Annotated in this window: 18 protein-coding genes and 1 pseudogene; 8 read left to right on the top strand and 11 right to left on the bottom strand. The window is 52.9% G+C overall.

Annotated features, from left to right (window positions below):
- Positions 1 to 4: 4 nt before the first annotated feature.
- The 3 genes from JWJ90_RS18225 to JWJ90_RS18215 all read left to right on the top strand — a co-directional run bounded on the left by JWJ90_RS18225 (position 5) and on the right by JWJ90_RS18215 (position 2645).
- The gene (locus tag JWJ90_RS18225) at positions 5 to 736 is read left to right on the top strand and encodes a metallophosphoesterase (RefSeq protein WP_205228650.1); all 732 of its coding nucleotides are present in this window, start codon (positions 5 to 7) and stop codon (positions 734 to 736) included.
- A gap of 6 nt (positions 737 to 742) precedes the next feature.
- Positions 743 to 2080: a protein kinase domain-containing protein gene (locus tag JWJ90_RS18220; RefSeq protein WP_205228649.1), complete on the top strand. Its 1338-nt coding sequence runs from the start codon at positions 743 to 745 to the stop codon at positions 2078 to 2080.
- A gap of 85 nt (positions 2081 to 2165) precedes the next feature.
- A complete protein-coding gene (locus JWJ90_RS18215) occupies positions 2166 to 2645 on the top strand; it encodes a hypothetical protein (RefSeq protein ID WP_205228648.1) in 480 nt (159 codons plus the stop codon).
- Positions 2646 to 2657: 12 nt separating this feature from the next.
- Here JWJ90_RS18215 and JWJ90_RS18210 read toward each other — a convergent pair whose 3' ends face one another.
- Positions 2658 to 3083 carry a FlxA-like family protein gene (locus JWJ90_RS18210; protein ID WP_205228647.1) on the bottom strand — a complete coding sequence of 142 codons (426 nt, stop codon included), beginning with the start codon at positions 3081 to 3083 and terminating at the stop codon, positions 2658 to 2660.
- Between the two features lie 383 nt (positions 3084 to 3466).
- On the opposite strand from JWJ90_RS18210, the gene JWJ90_RS18205 reads away from it, so the two are divergent.
- Both JWJ90_RS18205 and JWJ90_RS18200 read left to right on the top strand, forming a co-directional pair.
- Positions 3467 to 3988: an SEC-C metal-binding domain-containing protein gene (locus JWJ90_RS18205; protein ID WP_205228646.1), complete on the top strand. Its 522-nt coding sequence runs from the start codon at positions 3467 to 3469 to the stop codon at positions 3986 to 3988.
- Between the two features lie 11 nt (positions 3989 to 3999).
- Complete coding sequence (locus JWJ90_RS18200) at positions 4000 to 4401, top strand: VanZ family protein (protein ID WP_205228645.1); 402 nt, start codon at positions 4000 to 4002, stop codon at positions 4399 to 4401.
- Positions 4402 to 4533: 132 nt separating this feature from the next.
- On the opposite strand, the gene hemB is transcribed toward JWJ90_RS18200, so the two are convergent.
- The 5 genes from hemB to JWJ90_RS18175 all read right to left on the bottom strand — a co-directional run bounded on the left by hemB (position 4534) and on the right by JWJ90_RS18175 (position 12395).
- A complete protein-coding gene (gene hemB, locus JWJ90_RS18195) occupies positions 4534 to 5508 on the bottom strand; it encodes a porphobilinogen synthase (protein WP_205228644.1) in 975 nt (324 codons plus the stop codon).
- 78 nt (positions 5509 to 5586) lie between these two features.
- A complete protein-coding gene (locus JWJ90_RS18190; RefSeq protein WP_205228643.1) occupies positions 5587 to 6951 on the bottom strand; it encodes a sigma-54-dependent transcriptional regulator in 1365 nt (454 codons plus the stop codon).
- 284 nt (positions 6952 to 7235) lie between these two features.
- Positions 7236 to 9458, bottom strand: a complete 2223-nt coding sequence (locus JWJ90_RS18185; protein WP_205228642.1) for a sensor histidine kinase — start codon at positions 9456 to 9458, stop codon at positions 7236 to 7238.
- Between the two features lie 18 nt (positions 9459 to 9476).
- Complete coding sequence (locus tag JWJ90_RS18180) at positions 9477 to 10052, bottom strand: DUF4390 domain-containing protein (RefSeq protein ID WP_205228641.1); 576 nt, start codon at positions 10050 to 10052, stop codon at positions 9477 to 9479.
- A 339-nt stretch (positions 10053 to 10391) separates the two neighbouring features.
- A complete protein-coding gene (locus tag JWJ90_RS18175) occupies positions 10392 to 12395 on the bottom strand; it encodes a ribonuclease catalytic domain-containing protein (protein WP_205228640.1) in 2004 nt (667 codons plus the stop codon).
- Between the two features lie 132 nt (positions 12396 to 12527).
- Between JWJ90_RS18175 and era the strand changes: the two genes are divergently transcribed.
- A complete protein-coding gene (gene era / locus JWJ90_RS18170) occupies positions 12528 to 13427 on the top strand; it encodes a GTPase Era (RefSeq protein WP_205228639.1) in 900 nt (299 codons plus the stop codon).
- Between the two features lie 76 nt (positions 13428 to 13503).
- On the opposite strand, the gene JWJ90_RS18165 is transcribed toward era, so the two are convergent.
- The 4 genes from JWJ90_RS18165 to ftsE all read right to left on the bottom strand — a co-directional run bounded on the left by JWJ90_RS18165 (position 13504) and on the right by ftsE (position 17888).
- The gene (locus JWJ90_RS18165) at positions 13504 to 14874 is read right to left on the bottom strand and encodes a S41 family peptidase (protein WP_240195028.1); all 1371 of its coding nucleotides are present in this window, start codon (positions 14872 to 14874) and stop codon (positions 13504 to 13506) included.
- Positions 14875 to 15093: 219 nt separating this feature from the next.
- Positions 15094 to 16245, bottom strand: a complete 1152-nt coding sequence (locus tag JWJ90_RS18160) for a murein hydrolase activator EnvC family protein (RefSeq protein ID WP_205228638.1) — start codon at positions 16243 to 16245, stop codon at positions 15094 to 15096.
- A 6-nt stretch (positions 16246 to 16251) separates the two neighbouring features.
- Positions 16252 to 17136 carry a cell division protein FtsX gene (locus JWJ90_RS18155; RefSeq protein ID WP_205228637.1) on the bottom strand — a complete coding sequence of 295 codons (885 nt, stop codon included), beginning with the start codon at positions 17134 to 17136 and terminating at the stop codon, positions 16252 to 16254.
- A gap of 2 nt (positions 17137 to 17138) precedes the next feature.
- Positions 17139 to 17888, bottom strand: a complete 750-nt coding sequence (gene ftsE / locus JWJ90_RS18150; RefSeq protein WP_205228636.1) for a cell division ATP-binding protein FtsE — start codon at positions 17886 to 17888, stop codon at positions 17139 to 17141.
- A gap of 450 nt (positions 17889 to 18338) precedes the next feature.
- On the opposite strand from ftsE, the gene JWJ90_RS18145 reads away from it, so the two are divergent.
- Positions 18339 to 19004 carry an HAD family hydrolase gene (locus tag JWJ90_RS18145; RefSeq protein ID WP_205228635.1) on the top strand — a complete coding sequence of 222 codons (666 nt, stop codon included), beginning with the start codon at positions 18339 to 18341 and terminating at the stop codon, positions 19002 to 19004.
- Between the two features lie 108 nt (positions 19005 to 19112).
- Positions 19113 to 20717 carry a DUF445 family protein gene (locus JWJ90_RS18140; protein ID WP_205228634.1) on the top strand — a complete coding sequence of 535 codons (1605 nt, stop codon included), beginning with the start codon at positions 19113 to 19115 and terminating at the stop codon, positions 20715 to 20717.
- A 257-nt stretch (positions 20718 to 20974) separates the two neighbouring features.
- Here JWJ90_RS18140 and JWJ90_RS18135 read toward each other — a convergent pair.
- A pseudogene (locus JWJ90_RS18135) lies at positions 20975 to 21173 on the bottom strand (hypothetical protein); the annotation flags it as partial.

Below are 21173 nucleotides of genomic sequence, written 5' to 3'. Positions count from 1 at the left end.
AAGCGTGCGCCTGGCAATTATCGCCGACATTCATGGGAACTACCGGGCACTTGATGCGGTGCTCACTGATATTGCTGCCCGTGGTGTTGATCGCATTGTCTCCCTGGGCGATAATATTGGCTATGGACCCGAGCCGGAAGAGGTCGTCCGTTCCCTCCAAGGCTACCGGGTTATCTCGGTCATGGGCAACCATGAGTTGGCCCTGGTCAGTCGCGGCTACTTCAATCGGTTGCATGCAAATGCCAGACAATCATTGGAGCTGAGCCGAACACTGTTGAGTCGGGCTTCGTTGCGCTGGCTCAAAGAACTGCCTCCTGTGGAGACGCTCTTTGAAGCCCGTTTTGTCCATGGCTCTCCGCCCGAATCCATGACGGTCTACCTGCACAACCCCACCCTTACCCGCCTGCAACGTCTTTTTTCCACCTATGACGAGCAGTACTGTTTTGTCGGTCACACCCATACTCTTGGCTGGTACTCGTCGCTGGGGCCAACCGTCTCTTGCCAAGAGGTCGGATTGGGGCTGCGACAGCTTGACCCCAAGGGGCGCTACCTGATCGTACCGGGCAGTGTGGGCCAACCACGAGACAACCTGGGCTGGCAAGCGAAATACTTGCTCTGGGATCAGGATGCGGGCACTATGGAAATTCGAGCTGTGGACTATGATGTGCAGACTACTATTCATCTGATTAAAGAGCGGGGATTTCCCATTGTGAACGGGAAACGTTTGTACTGGTAAGAGGCTATGCAATATATAGGTAAATACGAAATAATCCGTCGCCTGGGGCGCGGTGGGATGGGCGCCGTCTATAAAGGACTGGTTCCGGTGATTAATAAGGTGGTGGCTATCAAGCTGCTTCAGCCCGGGGAGTTGCTCGAAGATATTGTCGGCCTGGAAAAGCTGGAAGATATTTTCACCTTTGAAGCCCGAACCATGGCCGCCTTTAACCAGCCTTTTTTAGTGACCGCCCATGATTTTGATCGGGATAGCGCAGGGCGGCTTTACTTTGTCATGGATTATATCTGCAATAATCTTGGCGACATGATAGGGGAGACCTACATCCTGGAAGATCCCTCCCGGGTTATTGGCGCGGAGAAGGTGCTGCAGTATGGGCGACAGATATTGGCTGCACTTGATTTTTTGCATCACAACCAGATCGTGCATCGGGATATCAAGCCGCAGAATATTCTGGTGACCGATGAAGATACCATCAAAATCTGCGATTTCGGTATGTCTCTGGTGCAAGGCGTCAGTTTCTCCGGGCCGGACAATATGCAGATCGGCTCACCCTATTATACGCCGCCGGAACAGCGCAAAGATCCCAATCAGGTCGATGGCCGGGCTGATCTCTACTCCGCAGCAGTGCTTTTGTATCGTATGCTCACCGGGCAACTTCCCGGGATGCAGAGCTTTTCGCTCTCTCTTGTCAATCCCCGCTATGATACGGCCTGGGATGACTTTTTTGCCAGGGCTCTGCAGTGGAAACCCGGCGATCGGTTTCAATCCGGTCGAGAAATGCTGGCCGCCTTTGATCAGCTTACGCTCGGACCTCCGACACCATCAGGGGCTTGTGTTTTTGACGGTCGACAGAGCGCAGCCGTGCAGGTACGCTCAGAACCGGCAAATGTCTGCCGCTCCAAGGCAAGGGACCTCTTTGGCGTGAGCAAGCAGTACAGACCGCTTGAACCCGTGTGCAACCGTTTGGAACTGGGGGAAACGCTGGTTCATGACGCCACAACCGGCCTTGTCTGGGCCCGTGAAACCAGCCGTTTTCCCTTGAGTTGTGAGGACGCCACGGCCTACGTGCATCAGCTTAACGAGCAGTGCGCCCATGGTATACGCAACTGGCGGCTCCCCACGGTCAATGAATTGCTCAGTCTACTGGCCGATGGGGACGTGGCTCCGTTACCCAACGATGATATGGTACCGGTGCATTGGTTCTGGAGTTGTGACCGGCATGGACAGCACGAAAGTTGGTATGTTAACATGGACATGGGCTATGCAGGCGTCCAGGATGTCAACTGCCTTAACTCTGTTCGTGCGGTAGCCCTGGCCCAAAAAGTTGAATCTGACGCCGCCTGAACTGACGAGAAATCCGGGCTAAACAAAAAACAAAGTTCCCTGTTGCAGACAGCGGACAATCCTCTTAATTTCGAGCTAAATCCCTATGGAATATCCCATTTCCCACTATTTCCTGGTTCGGGCAGAGTCAGCAACGTTGGCTGCCCGGCACATTGAACGATATCTCTCCGGTAACCAGCTGATCTCCTATGCAGAATTTTTTGTGCAGGCAGAAGAGGTTTTGGACAAAGAGCATGAAAAGTTTTGGGATACCCTGGGTATGGGCTTGGTCGCCAACGATGTTTTTGCCAGACGTATGCTTGAGCATCTCAAAGAGGAGGGGGCGACAACTCTGGAGGATCTTCTCTCTATAAAACAGGGGTATGCGACGAAAATTCTCCACACTCTGACCCATCTGCTTGATGGTTTTATTGGGATCGACTCGGTTTTTTATAATCTGGTGGAGGATTCCCACTGGGTCAGCGAAGAACTTTCAGAGGCCATCCGTGGCCAGAGTGACGAGTACTGGCTGGTTCCGGTACGCACAGGGATGCTGGAGAATTCTGTTCTCCACCCGGTGGACTGAAAAACTGTACCGTTATCCCTGCTCCTGATTTTGCTGCAGTTGGACCAGCTGTGAGTAGAGTGTGCTCAGCTGGGCCTGTTTTGCATTGAGTTCGATTTTTGCCGCCTCATCTTCCCGAGCCTTGGTTGTGAGCTCGGCAACCTCTTTTTCTAACTCTTCGATCTGTTCCTCAAGTTCTTCAATGGTCTCCTCGCTCGTACTGGAAGAAGATGCCCCTGATGCTCCTGTAGCCGCAGCAGTGCCTGATTCCTGGCTCTCGCTCTCCTCTTCAGATTCACTGACTTCACTGGCAAGAGCGTAACCTTCTTCAGAAATTTCTACACTGTCCTCGGTGACCAGCGTGCTGCTTTCTTCTGTACTGTTTGCTGATTTTTGGCTTTGAGTGTTGAGATTCAGGGTCGCCTGTGAGGTAACAGCGTTGATAGATGTAAGGTTCATGGAGAGCCTCCATTGGTGTTTGTGAGGGGCAACTGCTCTGTGTGTGGTGGTTTCTTTTATGATTAAAAGGTAGCTTCTTCTTGAATTTCCGGCAAATTCTTCGTGCGTTTTTTGCAGAGCTTTACCTATCTTTACCGAGGGGGGCCGCTGTGGGCATATCCTTCTTTCAATGTAAAATCTTTAGTTTTTCTTGAAGTGTTTCGGTGGTTCAGGGTATGAACAGGAGATGCCGTTTCAATGGCTCTGCTTTGCCCGCGTTCGCCGCTTCGTGGAATCAGGGGCAAACAAACCTGCCCTTCTTTTTTGTCTTTTGATTAGAGAAACTGAAATACCTGTGTTTTCTCGCTAGCTCCTGAATAACAATAGAACGAGGTTACGTCTCCATGGGAAAAATTGGACGAAATCATCCCTGTCCCTGTGGCTCTGGGAAAAAATATAAACACTGCTGTCTTCCGGCAGAGCGGGTGGGGGCTGCCCCGCAAAGTGCTGCCAGCCAGATGAAAGTCTCGCTGCTGACGACCATTGAAAAGCTGCAGGGCCGGGCTGCCTTGAAAAAGGCCAGTTTTCATGAGCTGGGGGTTTTCCTTTTTTACTCTGATGCGGCAGGGGATGCCTGGATGCTGGAGGCAACCGAGAGCGACGCGGTCCAGATTGCCCAGGCAGGAGAGGCGCTGGAAGTCCCCATCGATGAGAATCCCGAGACCATTGAAATCAATTTTTCGCATACCTTTGCCCTGAAAAATCGAGAGTTGGTGCTCACCGCGTACAGCGACAAAAGTGAAATAACATTAACCCACGCCCCAAGCCAGCAGATCCATGCTGCGATCAGACGGCTGCATAAACGGTATCCGCAGGAGATGTTGGCGCAAATGCACGTCACCGAGGGTGAGTTGAGCGATGCGTGATGGGGAGTGCCATGCGCTGGATTCTTCGAATGGTGCCGCTGTTCATGGTTATGGGAGGGATTTTCTATCTCTCTCATCAACCCGGAAGTACGCTGCATCTGCCTGAATTTTACAGTTCGGATAAACTGCTGCATATGCTGGCCTATGCAATTTTAGGCGGTGCCTATTTGCTTGGGCTTAAACCTTTTTGGCGAGAACGTTTCCCCTTCGTAGTTGGCTCCACCCTTGTTCTCTGTCTGGTCTACGGCCTGCTTGACGAGTACCACCAATCTTTTATTCCCGGTCGGTCGGTCAGCGGGGGGGATGTTGCGGCAGATTTTTTAGGGGGGGTGATGGCGGTGCTGCTTCTGTTCGCATGGCGCAAGATCCTCATGGTGCAAAAGGAGGGCAAGAGAAAACCTCACCTGAACTGAAACATCGATGAATGCTCACAAAATCAGAGAGCCTGAGAACAGGATTCTCCTGGAAACAGTCATGGCCGGTTGGGAAGCCCCAACCGGCCATGACTGTTTGAGAAACCAGGGAACCTGGGCAGAGCAAAGGGGCTAGGCCCGAAGCAGTTTGGCCATCTCTTTGGCAAAGTAGGTCAGAATGATATCGGCACCGGCACGGCGGATGGAGAGCAGGCTCTCCGCCATGACTTTGGGCCCATCGATCCAGCCTTTTTCCGCGGCGGCCTGAATCAGGGCATATTCGCCACTGACCTGATAGGCGGCCACGGGCAGGTCAAACTCGTCATGAAGGCGGCTGATGATATCCAGGTAGGAAAGTGCCGGTTTGACCATGAGGATATCTGCGCCTTCTTCAACATCCAGGGTGGCCTCTCGGAGTGCCTCACGGCTGTTGGCCGGATCCATCTGGTAGGAGCGGCGATCGCCAAACTGTGGGGCGCATTCGGCCGCATCCCGAAAGGGACCATAAAAGGCTGAGGCATACTTCACCGCATAGGACATGATCGGCACCATATGATAGGAGCTTTCGTCCAGAACAGCGCGAATTTCACTGATTCGCCCATCCATCATGTCAGAAGGCGCCACCATATCGGCTCCGGCCTGAGCATGGGAGAGGGCGGTTTTGCTTAAGAGTTCCAAGGTGGCGTCATTGTCCACGGTTTCACCCACCAGACAGCCGCAGTGGCCATGGTCTGTGTATTCGCAGAGACAGACATCCGTTGCCACGGTCATCTCCGGCACTTTATTTTTCAGTTCGCGAATAGCCTGCTGAATAATACCGTTTTTGGCATAGGCCCCGGATCCCAGTGCGTCTTTTTTCTCTGGGAGTCCAAAGAGAATGACGGAACGCACTCCCAGAGCAAGGCATTCTTTCGCCTCCTTGGCCAGTTGGTCAATGGAGAGGCGAAAAACACCGGGCATAGAGCTGACCTCTTCGCGGATACCTTTTCCCGGCAGGACAAAGAGCGGGTACATCATCTGCTCGGGGGCCAGACGTGTTTCACGAATCATGGAGCGTAACGTTTCATTTTGTCGCATGCGGCGCGGACGATATTCTGGAAAAACCATAGAAGACCTCGTGTGAAGAATAGGGTGTCAGAGGGGAGATGTTCTTCCCTCGATGCTGGAGAGTCCTGGAGGACCGGGTTATTTCCCGGCAATATCCAGGGCTTTTAATTTTTTATGGAGATGGCTGCGTTCCATGCCGATCTGCTCTGCGGTTTTGGAGATATTTCCCTCATTTTCCTGCAGTTTGGCGCTGAGATAATCGGTTTCAAACTGGCGCCTGGCCTCTTTGAAGGGCAGGGCGTTATAGGCGAGTAGCTGGCCAGGTGGGTGCATTACTGTCTTTGCAGGGGAACCAAGAAAGAGAGTCACATCCGCAGCATCAATACGATCGCCAGGGGTCATGATCACCAGCCGTTCGACAAGGTTGCGTAATTCGCGGACATTGCCGGGCCAGTGATGTTGCTGCAAGAGCAGCAGAGCCTCGGGGGTGAAGTCTTTGAGGCTGATGCCTTTTTTGCTGAACTGTTGCACAAAGTCGGCGACCAAAAGGGGAATATCCTCTCGCCGATCCTGTAACTCCGGCACCGTAATCGGGACCACATTGAGTCGGTAAAAAAGATCGGCCCGAAAGTTCCCCAGCTCGATTTCCTCTTCCAGGTCTTTGTTGGTCGCCGCCAGAACGCGAACGTCCACCTCGATAGTGCGCGAGCCCCCCACCCGTTCAAAACGCTGTTCCTGGAGAATACGCAACACCTTAGCCTGGCTTTTCAAACTCATATCACCGATTTCATCGAGAAAGAGTGTGGAGCCGTTGGCCAGATCAAACTTGCCTTTTTTGGTTTCGGTGGCCCCGGTGAAGGCGCCTTTCATGTGACCAAAAAGTTCAGATTCAATCAACTCTTCAGGAATAGCGGCGCAGTTCACTGCAACCATGGGGTGTTTTGCCCGCAGGGAATGGCGGTGTATGGTCTGGGCCACCAGTTCCTTGCCGGTCCCGTGCCCGCCGCGAATCAAGACCCAGGCATCGGTCGGAGCTACCCGTTCAATCTGCTGGCGGAGCATCTCAACCTGGGGGCTGTCACCGGTAATCCGTTTGAGTACCGGCCGACTTTCTCGCAGAACCTGATTATCCCGTTCCAAGCGGGCGAGCTGTAACCCTTTGCGAATAGCAAGCAGGGTGTTGTCGTAGGAAAGGGGCTTTTCAATGAAATCAAAGGCACCTATTCGGGTCGCCTGGACCGCGGTCTCGATGGTCCCATGGCCGGAAATCATGATGACCGGCAGGCTGAAACGCTGTTTAATCAGGCTTAAAGCCTCAAGCCCGTCCATCCCCGGAAGCCAGATGTCGAGTAAGACGAGGTGGATGTCCTTCTCATCGAGGATCTGCAACCCCTCTTCGGCGGAATGGGTCACCAGGGGATTGAAGCCCTCATCGGATAAAATTCCGGCAAGGCTTTCACAAATAGCTTTTTCGTCGTCAATGATGAGAATAGTTTCAGGCATGCAGGCGTAGTCGCTCAAGGGTAGGGAGGCTGTAAACCTGAATCCGTGACGGCGTGTGATCGCTGAACAGTAGATCAACTTGAATAAACGATGATTTAAGTATAATCACATTCCCTGTTCAGCTTCACCCGCCGCCCTTTGGGGGCATGCATCGGCCCGCCACTTTCATTGTTCGTAACACGCCGATAAAGTTTACTTTAATCGACATGTCACCAACAACGAAACTGACGCACCGATGGATGCTCACGGATTCAGGGGAAATTCTGACTGAGAGCTGCATACTATCAGGTCTCCAGTGGCAGCTCAACCGCAAACACCGCACCCGCCGGATAGTTGTCACTTACGCGAATACTGCCACCATGCTCATGGATGATGGTCTGGGCAATGGCAAGTCCGAGGCCGGTACCGGTCTTACGGTTGGAATAGTAGGGCTCGAACACCCGGAGCTTGACCTCGTCACTCATGCCGGGGCCGTTGTCTGCCACCTCAAGTCGGGCGGACTTGCCATCCTTGCTCAACCCCAGGCTGACAGTGATGATGCCTTCCTGCGACAGTACGGAGACGGCGTTATCCAGCAGGTTGATCAGAACCCGCTTGATCTGAACCGCGTCAAAAAGAAAGGGGGGGACATCGGGGCTGAGGTTGAAGCTGATGGAGAGATGTTTGTGTGCCTCCTGGTAGAGCAGGACAATTTCCCCGATCAGTCGAGCCAGATCGGTGCGTTCCTTTCGCAGCTGCGGCATACGGGCAAAGTCGGAGAACTCACTGACCAGGTTTTTGATCTCCTCAACCTGATTGACGATGGTGGTGGTACACTGGTCAAAGATGTCACGATTTTCCCCAATGGTATCCAGATACCGTTTTCTTAATCGCTGGGCGGAGAGTTGAATCGGGGTGAGCGGGTTTTTGATTTCATGGGCGATGCGGCGGGCAACCTCCTGCCAGGCGGCCAGGTGCTGGGCCTTTTCCAGGTTGGTGAGATCGTCAAATACAAAAACAAAGCCTATGGACTGCTGCCGTTCATCAATGAGCCGGGTGACATTGACCTGGAGCGAGAGGGTTTCACCGCGGCGAATGGTGATGCGCAGGTGGCGTTCAATGGATGCCTTCCCACTTTTGAGCAGATCGCGGAGGAAACTCTCGACGATCATGCCATGCTGGCGGGGAAGGGCATCATGGAAATCCTGGCCAAGAAAGGCATCCGGTTCAATGGCCAGCAACTCTTCAGCAAATCGATTGATTGTGGTAATTCGATTATGCTCATCCAGGGCAATAACCCCGGCAGCCACGTTTTTGAGGATGGTTTCCAGGTAGCGACGGCGCTGTTCCGAAACCTCGGTGCTCGATTCTAGAGCGCGGTGGGTCTGGGCGAGCTGGCGGTTAGAGGCCAGAATCTTGGCGGTCATTGAGTTAAAGGAATCAACCAGCATACCCATCTCATCGTCCGCCTCTTTCTCGACGATGAACTCCATGTCGCCATCAGCCACCCGCTGGGTTGCCTCGGCCAGTTTATTAATCGGGCCGGTGAGACCCCGGGCAATATAAAAACCGAACCAGATCGCGCCAAAAAGAATCAAGAGGGTGATGATCAACAGCATGATGATCAGGCTGAATTTGATGGGTGCCTTGAGCATGATCATCTGCTGGTAGCCCGTGATACCCTCGGTGATGGTCTGCATGGTCTCCAGCTGGGCAGAAGGTATCAGAAGGCTGGCAATGAGAAACCAGGTCTGGCTGGACTCCTGATGGACCGTCACCGGAACAATGGCCTGAATCAGCTCACCGATAGTGGTTCGCCGGGTCACTGTTTTGATCTGGTTGTTGCGGGCACTTTGGCGTAGTGCCTCCGAAGGCAGCGGAGGGTACGAGATCTGTTGCAGACGGGCACCGCCTATGGCCAGGACCTGTTCGTGGCTTGCGTCTAACAGCATCAGGTTATCAAGGGGCGTTGCACTCTTATCGTCCAGGATCTTTTTGAAGTAGCGCTCAAGAGCGGCCTGGTTACTGAGATCCACCATGTTGTCTTCCAACAGGTTGGCAAAGTGCTTGCCTAAAAATTGAACCTGCTCCTGGTTTGCGTGCAAGGTCTTTTGTGCCAACTGCAGAGATGCCTGCAGGGATTCTTCCACCCGGGCGTTGAACCAGTAGTCCATGGAGGTGGAAACAAAGCGCAGGGCCACGAAAAAGAGAATAACCGTGGGGATGAGAGACAAGGAGATGAAGCTGATGACCAGCCGAGTACGCAGGCGGGAGCCCAGCAGGTGCTGTTTGCGCTCAAAGATAAGTTCTACCAGATTGCGCAGGACCAGGTAGAGCATTAGCAGCAGGAGCAGCCCGTTGATGTTGATCAGGGCAAAGATGAGGACCGTACTGGAAAGTGGCAGGGTAAATTCACCACTGAGCAGGCCGCGTTGGACATAGCCCAACAGGGGAATGAGGAGGAGGCAACAGCCAATAACGATACGGATCAGCCGCTGTTTTTTCTTTCTCTGTTCCGCGGTCAGCATCGGTTAAGCGCCTGGTGCTCAGTACCTGAATTCGATCGTGCGCCAGTCGGTTTCAAAGTTCCAGAGTGAAGAAAAGGGGAGCACCTTCTGCATGCCCAGGGGGAGCGAGCCTTTCTTGAGAACCACCTTGAACTGAATGGCATAGGGGGCATCGGGAATCAGGCGGGATAAGGCAATAACTTTGACTCCGTTGAGTTCCGTCATGAGCCGCTTGGCCTCATCCAGATCGGAGGTGGTCTCCACCAGTTTTGGCTGGTTGGAAAAGCGCACCTGGTATTTTTTGCTGGTTGCATCGTAGGTGAGGGTATGGGTCACCGCCGTCTCCACCAGGGATTTGTCCAGCCAGTGGGGCGATGTTTTTAAGAGTTCCAGCTTGTAGGTGAACACGATGGGCATTCCAGCCTGCACGTCCTTGATCATCTCCTGGGTAAATCCATTTTTGACGGTGGCAAACAGCAAGAGATCGACATCGGAGGTGGTGACAATGATATCTTTAATTTCCGGATTGATCTCCCGTGCAGACCAGGCCATGGCAGGGTGGATGACCATGAGCAAACCACAGAGAAGCAAAAGTGCGAGATGTCTTTGTTTCATTGCAGAAGATAAGGACACCCGAAGAGTGACCTTAAAAGATTGTATGGACTCGTAAGTACCCATGATTTAGTCATAACCATGCTTTCTCACGCTGCAGCAAATTCAATAACGGTGGTGTGAGGCATGAAGCAGAGCCACCCCTTATACAGGCAGCAGGATGTACCAGCAAGAACATTTCAGAGCATATACCTGATCGGCACGGATTTGTCCATGACTAGGATGGATGAGACGCAGGCTGCCTGCCGCCCCATTTTGTATACCTGCCGCCGCGATGAACACTTTCGGATTCAGGTTGAGGGCTGGTTAAGAAACTGGAGAATGTTGTCTGTCTCTCCCCCATTACCATTCGACCCGGAGGACATTGTCCTGCGGGCGAACCCGGGAAAGGCGAATGCGGACAGTGTCTCCAGGATCCACCGGAAAGGCTGGGTTGGGAGGCAGGTCCACATCAAAAAGGCAGTCGCAGAGCAGGAGGTTGACTCGTTTGGGACCGACACCGACCACAAGCGCACCCAACCGCTGGCCTTCCTTGGGGGCCAGGTAACGCAGAATCCAGTAGCGATGCCGCTGTTGGCGCAGTCCATTGGCCCGGCCAAGCTTTTGTTGAATCACCCCTGCAAAGGTCTTGCACTCATCACCGGAAAAAAGAATCCCCCGTCCATGGATCATGTTGCTGAGCTGGTGCTGCATTACCAGGTCAAGAAAGCGGCGAATAGGGGAGGTGATGGTGGTGTAACTGTTTAGGCCCAGACCGCTGTGGGGCTTAGGGTGGGAGGTTAGCTCACCCCGCGAGAGAAATCGTCTTTGATAGGCGATATCGGTCAGCGAGTTTTGGACCCCGGAAATAATGCGTCGACGGGGTGGGGGTTGCGAACGAAACAGTCCAGGGGCTTCCTGGTTGGCAAAGTAGGCCGCCGCCAGACCGTTTGCCAGAATCATCAGCTCGGAGATCAGGTTCCGTGAGGGGGTATCCACCGGGGAGAGATGGACCTGAATATTTTGTCGGTCACGGATATCCACATTGACATCAGGCAGGGAAAGTAGCAGGGCGCCCCGATCAACTCGCTGCTGGCGCAGTTGCTGGCGCAGAGTGTTGAGAGCTTTAAGATCCGGATCCTTGTCGATCAGGCCATCGGCATCACGGTAGCTGAGTTGTCTTTTGACCTCAATGATGGAAGGGACGATGGAACTGCGGAGCAGAGTGCCCTGGGCGTCAAAGTTGATCAGGAAGCTGATGGCCGGGCGAATCTTGCCTTGAATCAAACTGCAGAGATCAAGAGAGAGGTTCTTGGGCAGCATGGGGATCTGCCCTTCAGGGAAATAAATCGAGGTCGCCCGTTCTCTCGCTTCGCCAAAGAGCGCACTCTTGGGCGGAATATAATAACTGACATCCGTAATGTGGATGCCGACTTCAATCAGGCCCCCCTCTTTGTGGGTCACATGGACGGCGTCGTCAAAATCGCGGGTAAAGGCACCATCAATGGTGAGAATATTGAGTTCGCGTAAATCCTTGCGCTTGGGATCGGCGAGTAGCTCATCAAGGGTAGCCTCTTGCAGACTGTCGGCTTCGGTTTGAGCTTCTTCACCAAATTCCAGGGGCTGATCCGAGCGAAGCAGGGAGAGATTCTCGTCGCGGTCCCAGGTACCGGCTTTCACCAGGAGTTCAAAACCTGCATGCGGCGAAGTCAACCCAGCCTTCTTTAAGCATTGGCGAATAAATTTATCCTCAGCTGCTTCACTGCCCAAAAGCACAGACTCCTGCAACCAGGCAAGACATTGATCCTGTTCTGGCCACTGATCCTTCCCTGGCTGTTTGCCCTGGTTGAGTGATTTGAATCCCTGGACAGCCTGCTCCAAAAGCTGGGCTTTTTCCGCTTCGCGCTGTCGTTGCAGCTGGAGTTGTTCAACCTGCTCCTGTGTGTGGGTGGCAATCAGGCCGTTTTTGAACTTGAAATAGAGGGGGTCGTTAAAAACCGCGCGTAGGAATGCGGCTCGCTGGTCATCACTGGCATCGCTGCCGTAGAGAAGATCAGCCAGCAGCTCAAGGGGAAGATCCTCACTGGCATCCTCATGGACTATTTCCCAGAGTTCAGCCAGGTCAATGGTTTGTGCAAGCTCAGCCCGATTCTGCCAGCATTGCTGCAAGAGCTGATTTGTGGCCTCACGACTTTCCGGTTTGGTCTGGATCGTTTTGGAAACCGAGAGAATGCGAGAGGTGGCAAGATGCATCTCACGGCCGTTCTGGCTCACAAGGTGAATCTTTTTTTCGGCAACGTCGGTAACGAAGCCACAAAGGAACTTGCCACCGTCAATAAATTCGATAATGCTGCCGGAGGAGATCATTGGTACTTTACTTTGCGCAATTGAGAGGTCATTGTAATAGGTAAGTTACAGTGGATAGCAGGATTCCACCTCTTTGTCATTAATTTCTTCGGGGAATTTTCCCCGGCGAGCTGCACGAGGTACGCATTTATTTTGAAGACGACCAGCCACCAATCCGGGGTAACAGCGATTATAGGTCCCCCAAACGCCGGAAAGTCAACGCTGCTTAACCACTTGTTACAATTGAAAATTGCCATCGTTACCCCCAAGCCGCAAACCACCCGTAACCGCATTATGGGCATTGTCACCGGCGAACACTATCAGATGATCTTGTTGGATACACCGGGGTTGCATAAAGCACGGGAGGAGATGAACCGGCAGATGGTGCGGGTTGCCATGGAGAGTCTGTCCGAGGCGGACGTGGTCCTGTTTCTGGTGGATGCCACCGACATGCCTCCCAAAAAACTGGATCAACGGGCCGAGGAGTACAAGAGTTATCTGGACAAGGTCCAGGCACCGGTGGTTCTGGCCCTCAACAAGGTGGATCTGCTTGATCCGCCACGGCTCTTGCCGGTGATGGAGTGGTACGGGAAACTGCATCCCTTCAGCGCCATCGTCCCTATCTCGGCACTGGAAGGGAGCGCTGTCGATACCCTGACCGAGGAGCTGGTCAAACATCTGCCCGAAGGCCCCCAGTACTATCCCGATGATCTGCCCACCGATGCTACTGAGCGATTCATCGCCTCGGAGATTATCCGGGAAAAGGTCTTTCTCCTGACCCGTGACGAGGTCCCCTATTCAACCGCGGTGGTGATCGATCAGTTTGAAGAGGGCGAACCCGTGGTGATTCATGCCACTATCATGGTGGAGCGAAGCTCGCAAAAGGGTATTCTGGTCGGACAGAAGGGACGGATGCTGGCCACGATTCGTCAGCAGTCCACCGCTGATATCGAGCATCTGCTGGGCTGTAAGGTGCAGCTGCACCTCTGGATCAAGGTGCGCAAGAACTGGAGCTCAAATCAAAATATCTTGAGGGATCTGGGGCTGGCCTGAAAGGGAGCTTCGGTCACTTGCTCTGCCTGGCGGAAGTTAATTTTTTCCTGATACACCCAAAAAAATTGGCGCATTCTTAATCGGTCGCCTGATCTGCGGCAAAGTCGAGGCTTTTAAGGATAATCAGCGCGGTGCGCAGCTGGTTGTCCTTCTCCAGACGCTTGCTGACCTGCTCGATTTCATCCACCCGTTGAAAATTCTCTTCCTGATTGCCCATCTCTTTTTCCTTGGCTGGCCGATAACCCGGTGCCAAGGTTTCATTTTTCAGGTGATTGGGCAGATCTTTTTCCCGAATGGTTGTGTTGGCTGCGGCTGCCTCGGTTACATTTTCCGTTTCAGGAATAACCGGCACCAGAGGGACAATCATATCCGGTTTAATGCCGGTTGCCTGAATAGAGTCACCCGATGGAGTATAGTATTTGGCTGTGGTCAGGCGTAGCCCCGCCCCTTCGGGAAGCGGCAAGACTGTCTGAACCGAGCCTTTGCCAAAGGTGGTGGTCCCAAGTATTATGGCCCGTTTGTGATCTTGCAGGGCGCCTGCCACAATTTCCGAGCCACTGGCACTGCCACTGTTCACCAGCACCACCATGGAAAAGGTATTCCCTCCCCCGGTCGGATGTGCTTCAAAGACCATCTGCTCTTCCTTGAATCGTCCCTTGGTGGTCACAATCACGCCCTTATCCAAGAAGAGATCTGAGACGTTGACCGCCTGGTCGAGCAGGCCACCTGGGTTATTGCGCAGGTCAAGGATCAGCCCCTGGAGTCGCTCTTTTTTACGCAAACCGGCAAGAGCGCTGACAACGTCTTTGGTGGTGGAGGTCTGAAAGTTGGAGATGCGAATGTAACCATAGCCTGGTTCCAGCACCATGGAATTCACCGAGACCAGAGGAATTGCTTCCCGGGTCAGGGTATAATCTTTGGGGGTTTTCCACTGCTTTCGGTGGATGGTAATAGTGACCTTGGTGCCAACCTCGCCCCGCAGCATCTTCACTGCTTCCATCAGGTTCATGGTCTTGGTCAGCTTGCCATTGATGCGGACGATCTGGTCGCCGGGCTGGATGCCCTGCCTGTCTGCAGGAGTCCCTTCAATGGGGGTAACAGCGGTCAGCACCCCATCACGGATGGAGATCTCAACCCCAATCCCGGTAAAGCTGCCGGATGTCTCTTCCTCCAGTGCACGAAAATCCTCAGCCGTCATGTAGGCCGAGTGCGGGTCCAGAGAACTGAGCATACCGTTGATTGCCCCGGTCAGCACCTTGCCTGAATCGACCTCATCGACATAGTATTGCTGGATAAGCGTCAGGACGTTGGCAAAGGTTTCCAGATCTCGGTACAGGTCTCGCTCTTGCTTGTCTGTTTCAGCAAGCACAGAAGAAACAGAGAGACAACAACAGAGAATAAGCGTGAAAATAGACCGTATCATGATGGTGAGGGGATGGGAGTGCATGAGTCCTGGTTGACCAGTTGATCGAAGTGATTGTGTCTGTGGTCCCGGCAGTCTGCGCAAAAGTGATACCTCAAAAAGACTCGGTGAAGGCTACAGTAGATCTGAATCCATGGAAAAGGGGTGAAAGTGGAAGATGAACATATTTCGAATATCTGGCAGTTTAGCGGGGTTTTGCCGGTGTGGCAATGGGAATCCTTACTTGTTGCCCTCAAAGGGGCTTTACTTGGACTGTTCGAGGCTATCCGGCCTCAACCAGTGGAGCGGATTTTCCGCAACCGCGTCCCGGCGAATTTCAAAATAGAATTCACCTCCAGGGCGAAAACTCTTTTCTTCGGTGGCGCCAAGGACCTGGCCCTGTTCAACCCGATCTCCCACCTGCACGGAAACCTGACCAAGTCGTGCAGAAACGGAATAATACTGCTGGTGGTGATCGATAATGATCATTTTGCCGTACCCGCGCATGGGACCTGCAAAGAGCACTGTGCCACCAAAGATAGCAAAAACTTCACTGGCTGCAGGTGTTTGAATGGAGAGTCCATTGGCAAAGGTGGTATCACCATTATCACCGCTCTGGTGAAATCCACGGACAACCTTTCCCCAAAGTGGCGGTGGAAGCAACCCTTTATTGTCAAGAAAGCGTCCTTGCTGGTCGCTTCTATCACCTTGTTGTCCACCTTGCAACGATGCTTCAAGTTCGCGTTCGGCCTTACGCATCTCTTTTAAAGCGAGTTTATACAGCCCTTTTTGGGCCTGGACCTGCGCAAGCAGCGCATCTTTTTCAGCCACTGTTTGTTGCAGGGTCTGGTTTTCTGCATCCGCGTCCGCCAGAAATTTTTCCAGCATGGATTTTTCCAGGATTTTTGCCTCTGTGCCTCGCTTGATCTCCGCGATGCTGGCGCGGTATTCGTTGAAAAGATCCTGGTCGTAGGTGACCAGGTAGGCAAAGGCATCCTGGCTTAGAAGCATCTCCGGTAGTGTTTTACCGGAGAAAGCGATAGAAAAAAAACCATTTTGGCCAGTGAGATAATAGGCTTTGAGTCGTTTGACCAGGCTGTTGCGCAGGCTTTCGTTCTGCTGCATAAGACTGATCATCTCCTGTTCTCTGGCTTTGAGGAGCTGCTGCTGGGTGGCAATTTTTTCTTTCAGTGTCTTGATTTTTTGCTGATGCGTCCGAAGCTGTTGGTTAAGTCGCGTAAGATCGTGCAACAGAAGCTGTTCTTTTTCTTTGCTCTTTTCGATGAGCAGTTCCTGGTCGTTGATGCCAAAACGCAGCTTGCCAATGGTGATGGCATCTTGCTGTCTCGAGGCCTGGGCAGGGCACCACTGCGCAAGGGCAAGGATGCAGGCCGTTGTATAGAAAATACGTTTCATCAGCGTTTACAACCGGGTAAATCGTCGAATGGCTGAAAAACTGCCAAGGATGCAGAGGAGCGTTGCCAGGCCAATTAACAGGCCTATGACTGGCCAGCTTAAAAAAGTGAAGGGCAAGGTGGTGGTGGCAGGGCCTGCAAACTGGAGTTTGATCCAGTTATACAGCAGCAGGAGTGCCCCCATGCCACTTGCCGCACCGATGAACCCCTGCAGTGCCCCTTCAAAGAGAAAGGGGGTGCGAATATAATTGTTGGTGGCGCCTACCAGACGCAGTAGCTCAAGCTCCTGCTGTCGCGAGACCAGAGTGAGGCGTATGGTATGGGCCACCATAAAGGTGGTGGTCATGACGAGAAGAGCCCCTGAGAGGATGATTACCACACGAATCAGCTGAATAAAGGAGTGGAAGCGGTCAATCCACTGTTTGCCGTATTGCACCTTGAGCACGCCGGGCAGGGTCTGCAGGTAATCAGAGAACCGCTTGATCCGTGAGAGGCTGTCCAGTGAGCGAATGGGGTAGACCTCGATGGATGGGGGCAGGAAATCTTCCGGTACCCCGGTGAGCACATCGGCATTTGTTCCCAGGGCCTGCTCAAAACGTTGATAGGCGTCTTGACTGCTGATAAACTCAATCTTTTCGACCTGGTCGAATTTGAGAATTTTTGAGCGATACTGGGCCTGCATTGGTGGTGAGGGAGCCTCGTCAAGGTAGACAATTAACCGCAGGTCGTCGTCCAGCGAGGCGCTGACCTGCAGGGCATTGGCATACACCAGATAAAAAAAGGAAAAAATCAAGACTGACAGTGAAACCGTAAACAGGGTCATGCACTGTGATTTCCAGGTCAGCAGCATATTCCGCATAGTATGGCCAAAGGTGACCGCGAGAAAGCGCATGGTTACAGCCCCTCCTGGATTTCGGTGGTCTCAGGTTGATCTTCGGCCTTGATGACGCGAGTTTGTGCAGCCGATTGCAGGCGGCCAAAGCGCAGTTCAATCACCCGGTCTTTGTCATGGCGGTAGAGCCGTGTGTCGTGGGTGGCAATAAGCAGGGTGGAGCCCTTGCGGTTGAGCCGGTAAAAGAGATCCATCACCCGGGCAGTTGTCTCCCCATCCAGATTTCCGGTGGGTTCGTCGGCGAGAATAATTTCCGGAACGTTGGCCACGGCCCTGGCAATGGTCACCCGCTGCTGTTCCCCTCGGGAGAGTTCCCCTGCGCGGGTTGCATATTTATGGCTTAAATCGAGCTGCTCCAGGAGTTCACGCGTTCTCCGTTCCATGGTCCTTTTAGGGGTGTAGAGCACCTCCATGGCAATGGCGATGTTGTCGGCTACGGTTCGTTCGGGCAGGAGTTTAAAATCCTGGTAAGCCATGCCGATTTTGCGGCGCAGCAGGTGCATATTGCGTTGCGGCAGTTTGCCCAGGTCAAAGCCCGCCACATCGATCATCCCCTTGGTGGGTTTTTCCATACGGCTGATCAGACGCAGGAGAGTGGTCTTGCCGGCACCACTCATACCGGTAAGATATACAATCTCCCCACGCTGAATACTTAAAGAGACATCCACAAGCGCCTGAACCTCGGGAGGATAGGTCTTAGAGACCTTGATCAGGTCGATCATCACATCAGGCGGAATCGTTGTGCTGGCCATGCAGGTACCGTGAAAGGGGAAACAGGAAGCCTCTGTCCGCGGAATGTGGCGGTGTATCAGGCTCTTTGTTGATAAGGTTTCGAAAAAATGTTTTTTACCGGGGTGTCGCGAGCGTCTCGGATGCTGTGTGGCGACCTCCCCAGCTCATGCAGGATCGGGGAGCGCAGGGACGAATAAAAACCCTGTTGTTGCAAAGGCTATCGGTTGATATATATTTTAAACAATTCATTTTTTCAAGTGTATCCCATCCAGGGACGATGTACAGGAAAAACACAGTCCAGCGATTATTTCACCCTGTCCCGGGAAGATTCCGGGGATAAAATCGTTTACGAGCGGGAAAGGCCATGGTTATAGTCTTCCCTCATCGTTCAAGATTTCCTTGAGTCGTTTCTGAACGAACATTAGTTGGCGGCGTTTAAGCTGTCCCCCACGTTTTAAAGGAGTTGAATCATGTCGTATAAAGCGGTCCTGTTTGATCTTGATGGGACCTTACTCGATACCCTGGAAGATCTGGCCAATGCTGGCAACAGGGTACTTGCAGAGTTTTCTCTGCCCACGCACCCCGTTGATGCCTACCGTTATTTTGTGGGAGCGGGGCTCTCTATCTTGATGGAACGGATTTTACCTGAGAACCAGCGCCAGCCCGAGACTGTTGCGGCTACGATGACAGCCTTTGAACGTATCTACGCCAAGACCTGGCATGATCGTACTGCACCCTATACCGGTGTACCCGAAATGCTGAATCAGCTGGTGGATGCAGGTCTGCAGGTAGCCATCCTTTCCAATAAACCTCATGATTTTACGCTACTCTGTGTGAAAAAAATGCTCCCCCAGTGGCCGTTTCAGCCAATCTTTGGCCAGCGCGAGGGGATCGCTAAAAAGCCCGACCCCGCAGGTGCCCTGGAAGCCGCCGAGTACCTTGGGTGCACGCCTCAAGAGGTCCTTTATGTGGGGGATACCTCCATTGACATGCACACGGCCCGTTCGGCTGGCATGGATTCGGTCGGGGTGCTTTGGGGTTTTCGTGATGCCAAAGAGCTTCAAGAGGCAGGTGCTGCCCATTTGATCCGTCATCCCCAGGAGTTGCTGCCCATTGCTCTGGCTGCTTCTTGTTAGTGCCCATCCAGAAACGATCTTTTCGGAGTCTGGGTTTACCTGAACTTGAACAAAAATCCTCATTTCTGGACGGACACTTGTTAATCTTTACCCCTCAGGAAATACCACGTGCTAGCCTTTGATATCTCCCTGCTGACGACCGTTGCTCACCCCTGTATTGGTGCCTTTATCGGCTACCTGACCAACAGAGTTGCCATTCGCATGCTGTTTCGGCCGCTTGAACCCTGGTTTGTCTTTGGCATGCAGGTGCCGATGACTCCGGGAGTTATTCCTTCCAAACGCCACGCGCTTGCTGAAAATATTGGCGAAATGGTGGGGCAGCACCTGCTCACCAGTAAAGACATCGGTGCGGCCGTCTCCGAGGAGCCCTTTCAGGAGCACCTGGCGAATCTGGTTGACCGCCGGGTACGCGAAATAATGATGCGGGATCTTGGCCCCATCGGAGATGAAATTCCTCGCCGTTTTAAGGCGTACTTTAAAATCGGGATCAAAACCCTCAAATACCAGCTCAACGAAGGCGTAAAGCAGTATCTGGCGACAGAGCAGTTTGAGGCGCAACTACGAGCATCTATTGATGCCCGACTGGATGCCATGGCCACCCGGGAGATAAACGATCTGCTGGCGCCGGAAAACCGCCGGGAAATTTATCTGGTATTCAATGAAATCCTGCGTGATCTTCTGGGGGGACCACAGGTGGGGCTCTGGCTGGGTGACACTCTGGCCCAGGGAATACGCAAATCAGCTGCCCAGGGGAAAACGCTCAACGATCTGCTACCGGAGGAAGTGACGGGGCTGCTGAAATCCTTTGCCCGTACCCATGCAGCCAGAATTCTTGCGAGCATGGGGCATCAGGTGGCGGATCCCCTCATTCGTGGTCAGGTGATCTCCGGGGTGCTCAAAGGGGTGGATCATTTCCTTGATTCGCTAGGCCCCATGGGGGCAATGGCCCGTGGATTCTTGGAGAAAGAATCACTGGAAGACAAAGTCGGCGAATACCTTGCGGGCAAAGAGGACGACCTGGTTGCCTGGCTCTCCAGCCCTGAAATCCAACAACGCTTCCATGCCTCTCTGGATACTGCCATTGACGAGTTGTTGCACAAGCCACTTTCTGAACTTCTGGAAAATGTCAGTGACGAACAGCTGGGAGATTTTTGCCGTGCAACAGCACGTCAGCTGCTTGAGCTCATGCAGCAGGATGGCGCGCTCAATAACATCAGCGCCATGGTTCACGTCAGCATGGAAGATCTCATCGATAACGGCCAGATGCATTGTGCCGAGCTTGGGGAGAAATTTTTTGGCAAAGAGCAGGGTGCCCAACTTCGTGAAGTATTCAGCGCTGAGATCCTGGCGCTGTTACGCTCACACAAAACCCAGCGGCTTGTTAATACCATGTTGGGGGCCATGGTCGATGCCCTGATCAAACGTCCCATTGGTCTGCTTTACCATGTGGTGCCCGGAGGGGTTCGCCAAGGGTTCAATAACGCACTGTCTGTAACCATCAGTCGTATGCTCCTTCAGGAAGTTCCTGGTGTGGTAAAATCGCTCAACATCAAGCGGCTTGTAACGGAAAAAATAGATGGGCTGGATCTGTTGCAACTTGAAAAACTGCTGCTCTCCATCATGGAGGAACAGTTTAAATATATAAACCTTTTTGGCGCGTTTCTTGGGTTTGTCCTTGGCCTGATTAACCTGGTGCTGGTGGAGTTTTTATAAGCACTCTTTTCTGGCAACGAAAAGTTTCTTGGTGAAGCTCTTTCAAATGCGCTATCGCCCGAACCGTACTCTTTGAGTGCGGTTTTTTTTTGCAGGGGCGTTCCCAAGGCTATTCAATCGACGCAAAAAGAGGTGAAAAGCGGGGAACTACCGCTGTTGAGCGGTAAATACACCATATGAAATCAGAGGGATGCACATAAAAACGAGAGGAAAGCTAGAAGAATTTGGGGCTTTGTCTTTTAGTTCTACTTTGGGGATCATCCGGCAGAGCATAACTTCTCTTCACTCTGTGCTTTATACGCAGAATCGATGGATGCCTGTCGTTTTCTGTGTCGCTTTTCCAACTGCTCCAACATTTCAGATTCCGTAATGTCTCGTCGGGGCAAAGTAGCCTTGAGAATTACCACAATATCTGCGCAGCTCAAGAGCGGTATTTCCGTTTTGTTGGTGATCCGT

Source organism: Desulfobulbus rhabdoformis (assembly GCF_016919065.1).
Classification (GTDB): domain Bacteria; phylum Desulfobacterota; class Desulfobulbia; order Desulfobulbales; family Desulfobulbaceae; genus Desulfobulbus; species Desulfobulbus rhabdoformis.
Note: the sequence above shows the minus strand (reverse complement) of the source record. Positions and strands in the feature narration are given on the sequence as shown.

Coding starts and splice junctions, on each gene's coding strand:
- JWJ90_RS18220 (WP_205228649.1), top strand. CDS start 743: ATGCAATATATAGGTAAATACGAAATAATCCGTCGCCTGGGGCGCGGT.
- JWJ90_RS18215 (WP_205228648.1), top strand. CDS start 2,166: ATGGAATATCCCATTTCCCACTATTTCCTGGTTCGGGCAGAGTCAGCA.
- JWJ90_RS18210 (WP_205228647.1), bottom strand. CDS start 3,083: ATGAACCTTACATCTATCAACGCTGTTACCTCACAGGCGACCCTGAAT.
- JWJ90_RS18205 (WP_205228646.1), top strand. CDS start 3,467: ATGGGAAAAATTGGACGAAATCATCCCTGTCCCTGTGGCTCTGGGAAA.
- JWJ90_RS18200 (WP_205228645.1), top strand. CDS start 4,000: ATGCGCTGGATTCTTCGAATGGTGCCGCTGTTCATGGTTATGGGAGGG.
- hemB (WP_205228644.1), bottom strand. CDS start 5,508: ATGGTTTTTCCAGAATATCGTCCGCGCCGCATGCGACAAAATGAAACG.
- JWJ90_RS18190 (WP_205228643.1), bottom strand. CDS start 6,951: ATGCCTGAAACTATTCTCATCATTGACGACGAAAAAGCTATTTGTGAA.
- JWJ90_RS18185 (WP_205228642.1), bottom strand. CDS start 9,458: ATGCTGACCGCGGAACAGAGAAAGAAAAAACAGCGGCTGATCCGTATC.
- JWJ90_RS18180 (WP_205228641.1), bottom strand. CDS start 10,052: ATGAAACAAAGACATCTCGCACTTTTGCTTCTCTGTGGTTTGCTCATG.
- JWJ90_RS18175 (WP_205228640.1), bottom strand. CDS start 12,395: ATGATCTCCTCCGGCAGCATTATCGAATTTATTGACGGTGGCAAGTTC.
- JWJ90_RS18165 (WP_240195028.1), bottom strand. CDS start 14,874: ATGCACTCCCATCCCCTCACCATCATGATACGGTCTATTTTCACGCTT.
- JWJ90_RS18160 (WP_205228638.1), bottom strand. CDS start 16,245: ATGAAACGTATTTTCTATACAACGGCCTGCATCCTTGCCCTTGCGCAG.
- JWJ90_RS18155 (WP_205228637.1), bottom strand. CDS start 17,136: ATGCGCTTTCTCGCGGTCACCTTTGGCCATACTATGCGGAATATGCTG.
- ftsE (WP_205228636.1), bottom strand. CDS start 17,888: ATGGCCAGCACAACGATTCCGCCTGATGTGATGATCGACCTGATCAAG.
- JWJ90_RS18145 (WP_205228635.1), top strand. CDS start 18,339: ATGTCGTATAAAGCGGTCCTGTTTGATCTTGATGGGACCTTACTCGAT.